Raw genomic sequence first — 10,694 nt, 5'->3', positions numbered from 1 at the left:
GTCAGATCAAATTTAAACCGGCTTGCGCCACCCAACCGGCCGTCCCCTTTGCCCCATTTGCTGCCGCCGTCCCGTTAAATCTGCAACTTCTTGCTTAAACCTGTCATTACCCAGCGCCATACCACTTTTCGCTGCACTTCGAATATCACACAACAAGGCTTCGTTTACTTCGCCTTTGAACATATCACGATAGGGTTGTTGCCGCTCAACCTCAGACTCTGCCAAAGCCAGATAACACGCATGTGGCTGGCACAACGCTGATTGCTTACCCAGTGCATTGATGGCGTAGCTGGACCAAGCATATTCCGCAGGCGAACTCACCATACCTGCTCTTACCGGGTTCATTTCTATATAGCGGTACACCGCTAAAACATAGTGCTCTTCCTGCACCAGACAGGATTTAAATCGCCCTTCCCATAACGTACCACTGCGCTGGTAGCGCCGGTTGAAATACTGCACGTATTGCCGTCCCAGGCTTTGCATCATCTGGCTGATGCCGCGGTTGTCAGACGCAGTACATAACATATGTACATGGTTGGTCATAAACACCCAGGCGTGAATGTGCACACCAAAGGCATCCGAATATGCTTTTAACCAATGCGCATAAGCTGCAAAATCTTCCTCATCCGCAAAACACACCTGTCGGTTATTGCCGCGCTGAATGATGTGCTCTGGCACTCCGGCTAAATGAACTCGGGGCAATCTTGCCATAGCTGAGTCTCAGGTTACTTATCGATGGCTTAAGCTTAGTCTATTTAATTTTGATCTGACCCCGTTTATCGCCTGTCGTCCAGTTTCCAGGCTGCCTTATCGACCAGCATCAGTAACTTATCGTGATATTTTAACTGCTGACTGCACATATTTTGGGTACCTCAGTTTAAGTTCGCCTGATTAGCCAAAGTAATCAGGCTTACTGATAAAGCCTTGCTGCACCAACAAAGTAACCACTTCCGCAGGCAGCACATACAGTACAAACTCGTCTTCGCCGTAGCAATACACCTGGCCGGGAAACCACTGCTGTGCCAGCTTAACCACCTGTTTAAAGTAATTAGCCACACCGTCCTTGCCAGTGCCTTCATCCAGCGGGTCATCCAGGTAAATTTTGCCCACTTGCTTACCATCTGCCTTCAGGTACAAATAATCCCCTTCTTGCTGATAGCTCATCTGGTGTGAATCACTTAGCTCACATAAGCGGTTTAACGGATAGGTAAAGGCATCAAAAGGCTCTGTTAAATCATCAACGCTGTAGGCTGCGTCGGTAAATAGGCCAAGCAAAATTCTTTGCTGTGGAAACAACGTGCTGAGAATTTCATCCAGGTGTGGTGAGGTACCGTCAGGCAGGTTATAACCGTGTTCAGCAAACGCTTGTTTAAGGGCGGCAAAATTTTCAGGCCAAAGCGCGGTTACTGTCGTTTCAACTTGTTCAGCTAGCTTGTCAACAGGCTGGTCAGTAACCTGTAATGATGAAACGATTGTATTACTGCGTTGTTTTTTCACCTCTGTCAGCAATGTCTGCCATTTTTCTGAGCCTAGCAGGTATTGTTGATACCAACTTGCAATAATATCCTTCAGCGCATTTTCAACAGGCATTTCACCATCAAGAACTCGCAAAGCGGATACCAGTATCTCCTTACGCCTGGTTAAAATGGTTTCCAATTCCGTCGGTGCAATACACTGTTTTTTTCGAAAATACAGATCACAGTCGAAAGCCTCATCAGTAAGAAACTCAGCCAGATAAGGAAGCAATTGCTGATGTAACGCATTGAAATAACGACCACCGACGACAACCAAAGGCAGCGCAAAAGTAGCGTACAAACTATGATGTGCGTAAATGCCATTGCGTTTAAACACACTAGAATTTTTGTTTTCAAAGTACTGAATAAATTGCGGAAACCCTGGCTCGCAATAGAAAAATTTAAACAGTTGCGGCTCTCGACCATTTAATTCGCTCGGATCTGCGGTGGTTAAATCAGTATAACTGGATACGTAATCTGAAATACCCTTTAAATACTCATACGTATAATACGTTTCTTGTGGATCCCAATAGGGTAATTGCAGTGCTGTCTGGTATTGCCAAACGCCTGGATCACTACTGGGGTGCCAAGCAAGTTGCAATACCAGATTTATAGACAGTTCGTCGTCTTCATCTATAGTCAGCTTGCCTTTAAAAAAATAGTCTTGGTACTGTTTTAGTAATTTTTTCTTTTTAGACCAACTATCGCCTTCAAAAGAATTTTCATAATTAAAAATTCGTAACCACTTCGCCTGACGCTCAGCCATCCACTTTGGGTCCTTTGGGCGCCAATAAGCTAACAAGGTGTTGTCTAATAGCACTTTAGTAGGCATCTACCAGCTCCTCAACCAGCTCTTTAATATCATCAAATAAACCACTCTGAATATACTTACGCGCGATTGTTTTTGCATTTTGCAAAGCGACGATGTCAGTAGATAAACAGGGTCATGCTTTCGCTACCCTACCGGCCACCCTCGTTGACCCATTTGAGTTTATCGCAGATCATTTGGCAAAGTAGCAGTAATAACTCATCCAATTCATCCTGATTTACTTGCCACCTGGTGCTCAATGTTACTGTGTGGGTCAGCTCATCTTGAATCGATATGCCATTCTGAGCCAAAGCCTCATAGCTCAGTCGGAGCTCTCTACCTAACGGGGAAAAACCGACTCTAATCCATCCTCGGCGAGAAATAAAATTCTTAGTCACTGACAGAATAAGGTCACCAGCTGACTCGGTGGCAAAAAGCCCTTGTTGATAGCTAAAGTCGAGTCCGTTGCGCACTAACTCAAACAGCTTTAATTCTATGCCTTTAAGTTTTTTTGCAACGACTTGCCACGACCTTATTTGCGCGTTACTCCGATAATTGGGGTCAGAATCGCCTTGACTACTCATCGCTTGATATTCGGTTTCGCTAAGTACCTGCACCCCCAGCGCTTCAGCTTTAGCCAGTTTGCTGGCACCTACCTTGCTACCGCACACCAGATAATTGGTTTTGCTGTTTACGGTTTTTTGTACGTTGGCACCAAGTTGTTCGGCTTCAGATTCCATCTCTTCTCTGCTGCCTGCACTAAACACACCGGTAAACACCAGCGTAACGCCGGCTAAAGGCTGATCTTCCGTTGCGGCGCCACCAAAGTAATTTAGTGAATTGGTAAAACCATTCGCCTCCAACCAGCTCACCAACTCTGTTGGCAAAATGTACAAATGCAGGGATTCATAACCATAGGCGAATACCTGCCCAGGGAACCACTGCTGTGCCAGGCGGATGATCGCGGCAAAATAGGCGCTGGTGTCGTCATCTTCGGCAGGTTCTTCCAAATCCGCCACGCCAACACGCACGCCATTAACCTTGATAGTGATACGTTCGCCACGGCGGGTATAACTGAGTTTGGCGTCGCCTTTAATATCACACAGCGCCTGTAGTGGCGCGGTAAAGGCTGGGTAAGGTTTGTCGTAATCTTCTGTCTCTAACTGCATGCTTTCAATAAAGCTGCCAAAGTACACACAACGTTCAGCAAAATGCTGCTGCAATATGGCATTGGCATCAGCTTCAGTGGTGGTAACCGCATAACCCTGCTGCTCCAGGTGTTGCTTCAGCGCCACTAGTTCGCTAGGCCAAGGGGTTGATTGTTTTAGCTTAGGTTTTTTACCGGAATTATGGACATAAGCGAGGTCAGTTTTAATCTCTTTTTTTTCTGGTTTATGTACCGGCGCTTTATAATTTGTCAGAGCATCTTGCTTACATTTTTGCCATAGCGCCTGCCATTCAGGCGCTGATTTTTCCAGTTGCGAGTTCCATGCTTCAACAATCAATCGCTGTTCAGCAATGATGTTATTCTTGTTTACATAAAACTCTGCCATAGTATTGATATCTTTCAGAAACCCCGGCCAACGCCTCTCTTCCGCGCTCTCTGTAGCAAAATGTTCTGAGGTATATAACTCGGCGATTGATGAAATGGCGTATCTTGGCAAACAGTTGTAAAAGTAAATCGCATCTTTGGGATAGCATTTTTTAATTGCAGAAAACATTCCTGCAATTGTACGAATCAGAAAATAATGGGATTTAAACAGCCTATCTAAACCGGTATTCTTAGCAGAAAACCTGACATCACTTGTAAGAAATTCCAACCATGCCGCATTTTTGTACATAAAATCATATAACTGCGATTCTCTTTGGCAGAAAAATGATTGCTCCAAGTCAGGTTTACACTCTTCAGCCACTAAGTAACAAAAAAGGTAACTGCTGATAAAATCATATCCCGGATCAAAAAAATCAAATTCTGTTGCATTGTACTGCACTACTTCTTGCCAAACATGTTGATCAGCACTTGGGTGCCAAACAAGTTGCTGTACTAAATTCAAATCTGGTGTTTTAGGTATATCCAACTCTGGGTAATGTCGAAACTTTAGAACCCCTTTTACAAAATATTGTTCAAAAACCCTTATTTCAGCACCAGTGTAATGTGACTTCATTTTAAGCAAACCAACTAATCGCTGCCATTTGGCTTTACGCTCTGCCAGCCAAGTCTTGTCTTTAATATGCCAATAATCAGAAGGTTTATATAAGTTCGTCATCGTCAACTCTCGTTAGTGGATCAGCGAAAGAGTACTTAGGGTCAGCACAACACTAACTGACCCTAAATATCCTTTTTCGAATTAGCAGTTGGCAGTACTAAGATACTGCTGCAGCTCATCGGCGGCAGCAGTGGGCAGGTACGCATAGCCTATCTCGTATTCATTCTGGCTATCAAATACAAAGCGACCGGTTAAGTGCTGCTCGGCAAACTCCATTAAATCGTCCAAAAAGCTGCTGTCAGAATAAGAGCTGTCATGCGTATAGGTCCATTCATGCAGTTGGCCAAAGGCGATAAAACTTACGTTGATTTCGCTATCACCGTTTTCGTCGCTCAGTTCCGTGTTTAATTGCTGCAGCGGCCATTCGCCGCCGGTCGCTTCGCTTGCCGCCTGCCAGTGCTGTGGGTAAAAATCGCGTAATTCTTCTTCGGTATAAGCACCAAAGGGCTCGGTAGAAAAACTATTGGTACGCTGAGGGATAAGCGCTACCAGGGCTTCCGTGAAGTCGAAATAGTCTTGTTGCTGCAGTGCTTTTAACTGCGCGGGTTTTAGCGGGGTAACATCCACACCGAAAGCCTGTAGCCGCTGCGCCAAAAACTGATATTTTTCCAGCACTGACAGCTCAATAAACGCCAGTTGGGCGTCGTTAAACTCCTCTGCTTCGGTGTCATCAAAATCTTCATCAAAATCGATGTCGTCTTCATCGGCATACATGTCCAGCACCATTTGCATTGCCAAAGGCCACCATTCATAAAAGGCCTCTTGCTGATTTGGGATACCGTCGCCGGGTTGTTCGTCATAACAATTACTATCAAACAGTTGGTGTGCAATGCCGTTTAACGTACTGACAACCGCCGTTGCTGAATTGATACAGGCTTCATCGTCTGCATTTTCAGCCAAAGTGGACAATTCTTGCAATAAACACTGCTGCAACCAAGGCGCAAAGCTAAAGGCTTCCAGTTCACGGATACGCAAAATTAAATCTGTAACCTGCAACTCACCGGGTGAAAGCGCTTCGTCTTGCCAGATAGTTTGCCACAGCAGTGTGTTAATGCGGTCCAGCACTTGCAGCGCCTCGGGTAACGAGGAGGGAACAACAGCGGCAAGCTGGCGAATTTGCTCGGCTAACGCCACCTGCTCTGCCAGCTCTTCTTCTGTCAGCTCCTCTTCTGCCATATCGTCTTCTTGCTGAAATAACGACGCCAGACCATTCGGGTCCTTCATCAGGCTGCGCGCCAGTTCGGCTACCGCTTCACCAATGTCCTGTTTAGAGGGCTGGGTTAAAAACTCGTCCTTTTTTGTCATTTATATTCTCCTGTAATGTTATCAAGATAAAAACCCATTATTACTTTACTGCCCGGCTAAACAGGGGAGTTTAAGCAAAAAAATAAATTAAATTAGGTACGACAAATTGGCAATATAATTATTAAGATTTAATAACCTGTAAAGTCAGACTGTATTTGGTTAACAACGAATACATTACACGAGGGGTTTAGACGCCGCTTTAGGGGCAAAAGCCACAGGATGTTGGATTTTTTACCCCACAAAGTGGACAATCAGCTTATATTACTGTCTTTAGACTGACGTTTATCACCCACCAGGGTGTTTTTATCAGGGATTTTTTCTTTATGTCTATCATTATTAAGCAAATTGCTGCAGAGATTGCTGCCCGTCCGGAACAGGTTGCGGCTACCATAGCGCTGTTGGACGAAGGTGCAACAGTGCCTTTTATCGCCCGTTACCGCAAAGAAATTACCGGCGGTTTAGACGATACGCAATTACGCCACTTAGATCAGCGCTTAATTTATTTACGTGAGCTGGAAGAGCGTCGCCAGGTGATTTTAAAAACCATCGACGAGCAAGGTAAATTAACCCCTGAGCTGAAAAATGACATTTTATCTGCCGACAATAAAACCCGTTTAGAAGATTTATACCTGCCCTATAAAGCCAAACGCCGCACCAAAGGCCAAATTGCTATTGAAGCGGGCATTTTGCCACTGGCAGATGCACTACAGCAAAACCCAACGCTAAACCCGCAACAGGAAGCAACGGCATACATAAATGCCACAGCCGGCTTTGCTGACGAAAAAGCAGTACTGGATGGCGCGAAATATATTTTAATGGAACGCTTTGCTGAAGACGCAAACTTACTGGCGCGCTTGCGCCAGCATCTGGCACAACATGCCGTGGTTAAAAGCACCGTTGTCGCGGGGAAAGAACAAGACGGCGCTAAATTTCGTGATTACTTTGATTACAGCGAAAGCTGGAAAACCACGCCGTCGCACAGGGCGCTGGCAATACTGCGCGGCCGTAACGAAGGCGTTTTACAGTTACAGTTAGTACCGGATGCGAACGAAGAAACCGCACACAGCCTGTGCGAACAGATGATTGCCAGCCACTTTAATATTAAAGATGAAGGCCGTGCTGCGGATGCGTTCCTGCGTACCGCCGTGCAATGGACCTGGAAGGTAAAACTGCACCTTAGCCTGGAAAACGACTTACTTGGCGAGCTGCGGGAAAAAGCCGAAGAAGAAGCGATTAAAGTGTTTGCCCGCAACTTAAAAGACTTACTGATGGCAGCCCCTGCCGGTATGCGCACCACATTAGCACTGGACCCCGGCTTGCGCACCGGCGTTAAAGTTACGGCAATAGATGAAACCGGCAAGCTGTTAAGCCAAAACACTATTTTTCCACATGCGCCACAAAATGCCTGGGATAAATCAGTGCGCACCTTAGTCGCTCTTTGTCAGCAACACAAAGTCGAACTTATCGCCATTGGTAACGGCACAGCTTCACGCGAAACCGATAAGCTGGCCGCGGAAGTATTAAAAGCCTTGCCAAATCAGGCGATCCAAAAAATTATGGTGTCGGAAGCTGGCGCATCGGTGTATTCCGCTTCAGAGCTGGCAGCACAGGAGTTTCCGGATTTAGACGTGTCTTTACGTGGCGCGGTATCTATTGGTCGCCGCTTACAAGACCCGCTAGCCGAGCTGGTGAAAATTGAACCCAAAGCCATTGGCGTGGGCCAGTATCAGCACGACGTAAACCAAAGTTTGCTGACCAAGTCGCTCGATGGCGTAGTAGAAGACTGTGTAAACGCTGTTGGCGTAGATTTAAATACTGCCTCAGTGCCGCTGTTAGCCCGGGTTGCCGGCCTAAATAAAACCCTGGCGCAGAATATTGTGTTTCATCGCGACAGCAATGGCCGCTTTAACGAGCGTAAAGAGCTACTTAAAGTACCACGTTTAGGGCCAAAAGCCTTTGAACAAGCAGCCGGTTTTTTACGTATTAACAACGGTAAAAACCCGCTGGACGCTTCTGGTGTGCACCCGGAAGCCTACCCGCTGGTAGAGAAAATTCTTAGTTCACACCAAAAAAGCGTTGAGCAAATAATTGGTAATAGTAGCTTTTTAAAAAGTGTTGATGCCAAAGCCTTTGCTGATGAGCATTTTGGTGTGCCCACCATTACTGACATTTTAAAAGAACTGGATAAACCCGGCCGCGACCCCCGCCCCGAGTTTAAAACGGCCAGCTTTAAAGACGGTGTGGAAACACTAAAAGACCTTAAAGCTGGCATGTTGCTGGAAGGTGTGGTGACTAACGTAACCAACTTTGGTGCCTTTGTTGATATTGGCGTGCATCAGGACGGTTTAGTGCATATTTCATCGCTTACCGACAAGTTTGTTAGTGATCCGCACGAGGTGGTTAAAGCCGGTGATGTGGTGAAAGTTAAAGTGTTAGACGTGGATATTGAGCGCAAACGTATTGCACTCACTATGCGCATGGACGAACAAGCGGCACCGAAAACAACCGATAAAGCCACGGTACGTGCTCAAAGCAACAAAAGTGCAGCAGCAAAGCCGGCAAAAACAATAGATAACAATGCAGCCATGGGCAATGCTTTCGCTGAAGCGTTTGCCAAACTGAAAAAATAGCCTGTGACAGTTTACCGCGCCGGTAATGCCGGCGTTAAACTTGCTGCAGTGATTGACGTGATTGTGGTTGGGTAGCTTGCTGATAGAAATTACTAATGACGCCACGGCGTAATTGCATTTGCGCCGTAATAGCTAAAGTGTCGCGCTGAGGGTAAACGATAGCACCACTACCCGCCTTATCAGACACGCTGTAGCTTAAATCGGCAGCCGTAGCGGTATCAGCATAACCATTGCTTTGCTGTGTGGTGTCTGCAGATTGGTTTGTCGCTTGAGCGGACTTGGACGATACGGCGGCATTTTGCTGTACTAATTCGGCCTGAGCCTGCATCTGCCGCTGCATAGATTCGGCGGCGATGCTGCGGTCGGCAGCTGACGGCTGTGCCGGAGCCAACGCGGCAGCCCTCACCTGTTGCATTTTTTGTATAGTCGCTTGCGGATCACCAGGTATCGGTGCGATGTCAATTTGCACCTCACCACCTACTGCATATTGTTTACCGTCCGGGCCTAACTCATAAGAATAGCTGGGCGCTCCGGCGTACTGCCCACCCACAGTAGCGTGTGCCTGTTCGTGTGTTTTAACTTCCTGATCCCGGCTTTTTAATTCCTGAATTTGTTGCTGTTCTTGTTGCTCAACTTGCTGTTGCTTGGCTTCTTGTTGCTTGGCTTGTTGCTGATCTGGCTCGCGCTCGGCATCGCCATCCTGTTGGTCCGGCTGGCGCTCACCACGGCCTTCTATCGCTTGCAGCGTTTCAGTTTCTTTACCGTCAGCGCCATACAAGTTAACGCCTGATTGATTAGCTGCAGCACCGCGGGCGCGTTCGTCGCTAACAACAGGCTTTTCTGGATTAGATTTTTCAGCTTCTCTTACCGGTTCAAACAAATCACGCCGCGCTGCATCTCTGCGCGCCATTTCTGACGCCGGATTAGCAGTATTAATACTGACATTAGGATAGTTTGAAACGAGCATAGCCATCAGACGCGAATATCTATAACTGTGCCCAGAACCTCATCAGCGGTCTGGATACTTCTGACATTAGCCTGCGCGTTGCGCTCTTCCTGGCCCAATTGCACCAAGCTATTTGTAAAAGAGCCCGGTTGTTCTGCATTTTGTAATGCACGCTGTGGCTCAGCTGCAGTGGCTTCTGCTACTGCTTGCTCGGTTTCATTTTGCCTATTTGCGCGGCTTTGCCGGTTTATTTCTAAGGTCGCATCGGTAACACCGGCGCTGGCGCGGGAAAAACCCTGAACACCAGAATACAACGCTGATTGAATATCCATGATACAACTCCAGCTAGATTAGCAAACATTGGCTAATTATTAACCAAATCGCGGCAAAATGAAAGTATCGCGTTAGGCTAAATGGTTTTAACAAGGTGGTTATTGGCTATCAGGCAAGCCTAACCAGCAATGTAGCCATTGTATAAACTCGTCAGGGTGCGAAATAAAAGGCGCGTGTGATGCCTTGGCTGCCAGCGTAAAGCGAGCCTGCGGTTGAAGCTTTTGCAACAACTCAACGACCGCAACAGGTATCAATGAATCCAATCGACCATAGAAGCCGGCAACCGGTTGTCGCAAGGCCGCGAACTCGACACGTAAATCACACTGCAACAGCTGCAAGGCGCCATCTATCGCCGCGGCTTCGGGCATAGGGTAGGCCAGAATGGCTTGTTTGAGTAATTTAATGTCATTACGGGCGCTGCTGCTGCCCATGGCCTGTATCGCCAAAAAGCGCTCTATCGTCAGCGGCAAATTCTCGCTCAGCGCCTTGGAAAATTGCTGCAGTACTGCTACCGCCATTCCTGGCCAGGCTGGTTGAGCCATAAAACAGGGTGAACTGGCGACTAGTCCCAATTGCTGCACTTTGTCCGGATAACGATGAGCCAGGGCAATGGCTAATAACCCGCCAAGGGACCAACCACACACATAGCTATTCGAAGGGATCTGAGCAGCTAATTGCTCGACTACAGCATCGAGTTGGTATGGCTGAGGATATGTGCGGCTGTTGCCAAAGCCAGGCAAATCGGTAGTGATCACTACCACACTATCGTCAAGATGCGCTGTGATACTTTGCCATACTCCCTGGTTAACACCCCAGCCATGCAACAACACCAATGTTGGTTTGTCAGATCTCATTCAGCCTGCCATAGTTATAAAAATGTAAATTTAAAGG

General features: G+C 46.9%; 8 protein-coding genes. 1 reads left to right on the top strand and 7 read right to left on the bottom strand.

The window, feature by feature from the left end:
- Positions 1-12: 12 nt before the first annotated feature.
- The 4 genes from I4W93_RS19065 to I4W93_RS19050 form a co-directional block, all read right to left on the bottom strand.
- Positions 13-711 (bottom strand): transposase, encoded by a 699-nt coding sequence (locus tag I4W93_RS19065; protein WP_205313155.1) that lies wholly within the window; start codon positions 709-711, stop codon positions 13-15.
- 180 nt (positions 712-891) lie between these two features.
- The gene (locus tag I4W93_RS19060) at positions 892-2,346 is read right to left on the bottom strand and encodes a hypothetical protein (RefSeq protein WP_205313157.1); all 1,455 of its coding nucleotides are present in this window, start codon (positions 2,344-2,346) and stop codon (positions 892-894) included.
- Between the two features lie 128 nt (positions 2,347-2,474).
- Positions 2,475-4,589, bottom strand: coding sequence for a BRCT domain-containing protein (locus tag I4W93_RS19055; RefSeq protein WP_205313159.1), 2,115 nt, complete (start codon positions 4,587-4,589; stop codon positions 2,475-2,477).
- 81 nt (positions 4,590-4,670) lie between these two features.
- A complete protein-coding gene (locus tag I4W93_RS19050) occupies positions 4,671-5,894 on the bottom strand; it encodes a hypothetical protein (protein ID WP_205313161.1) in 1,224 nt (407 codons plus the stop codon).
- Positions 5,895-6,217: 323 nt separating this feature from the next.
- Between I4W93_RS19050 and I4W93_RS19045 the strand changes: the two genes are divergently transcribed.
- Positions 6,218-8,524 (top strand): Tex family protein, encoded by a 2,307-nt coding sequence (locus I4W93_RS19045; protein ID WP_205313164.1) that lies wholly within the window; start codon positions 6,218-6,220, stop codon positions 8,522-8,524.
- A 34-nt stretch (positions 8,525-8,558) separates the two neighbouring features.
- Here I4W93_RS19045 and I4W93_RS19040 read toward each other — a convergent pair whose 3' ends face one another.
- From I4W93_RS19040 to bioH, 3 genes are all read right to left on the bottom strand, one after another.
- Positions 8,559-9,434 (bottom strand): putative metalloprotease CJM1_0395 family protein, encoded by an 876-nt coding sequence (locus tag I4W93_RS19040; protein ID WP_224673570.1) that lies wholly within the window; start codon positions 9,432-9,434, stop codon positions 8,559-8,561.
- Positions 9,435-9,496: 62 nt separating this feature from the next.
- Positions 9,497-9,802, bottom strand: coding sequence for an excinuclease ATPase subunit (locus tag I4W93_RS19035; protein WP_205313166.1), 306 nt, complete (start codon positions 9,800-9,802; stop codon positions 9,497-9,499).
- 99 nt (positions 9,803-9,901) lie between these two features.
- Positions 9,902-10,657, bottom strand: coding sequence for a pimeloyl-ACP methyl ester esterase BioH (gene bioH, locus I4W93_RS19030; RefSeq protein ID WP_205313168.1), 756 nt, complete (start codon positions 10,655-10,657; stop codon positions 9,902-9,904).
- Between the last annotated feature and the right edge of the window lie 37 nt (positions 10,658-10,694).

The organism is Rheinheimera maricola, assembly GCF_016918075.2.
GTDB classification, from domain to species: Bacteria; Pseudomonadota; Gammaproteobacteria; order Enterobacterales; family Alteromonadaceae; genus Alishewanella; species Alishewanella maricola_A.
This window is presented reverse-complemented; position numbering and strand designations above follow the sequence as displayed.

Coding starts and splice junctions, on each gene's coding strand:
- I4W93_RS19065 (WP_205313155.1), bottom strand. CDS start 711: ATGGCAAGATTGCCCCGAGTTCATTTAGCCGGAGTGCCAGAGCACATC.
- I4W93_RS19060 (WP_205313157.1), bottom strand. CDS start 2,346: ATGCCTACTAAAGTGCTATTAGACAACACCTTGTTAGCTTATTGGCGC.
- I4W93_RS19055 (WP_205313159.1), bottom strand. CDS start 4,589: ATGACGAACTTATATAAACCTTCTGATTATTGGCATATTAAAGACAAG.
- I4W93_RS19050 (WP_205313161.1), bottom strand. CDS start 5,894: ATGACAAAAAAGGACGAGTTTTTAACCCAGCCCTCTAAACAGGACATT.
- I4W93_RS19045 (WP_205313164.1), top strand. CDS start 6,218: ATGTCTATCATTATTAAGCAAATTGCTGCAGAGATTGCTGCCCGTCCG.
- I4W93_RS19040 (WP_224673570.1), bottom strand. CDS start 9,434: ATGGCGCGCAGAGATGCAGCGCGGCGTGATTTGTTTGAACCGGTAAGA.
- I4W93_RS19035 (WP_205313166.1), bottom strand. CDS start 9,802: ATGGATATTCAATCAGCGTTGTATTCTGGTGTTCAGGGTTTTTCCCGC.
- bioH (WP_205313168.1), bottom strand. CDS start 10,657: ATGAGATCTGACAAACCAACATTGGTGTTGTTGCATGGCTGGGGTGTT.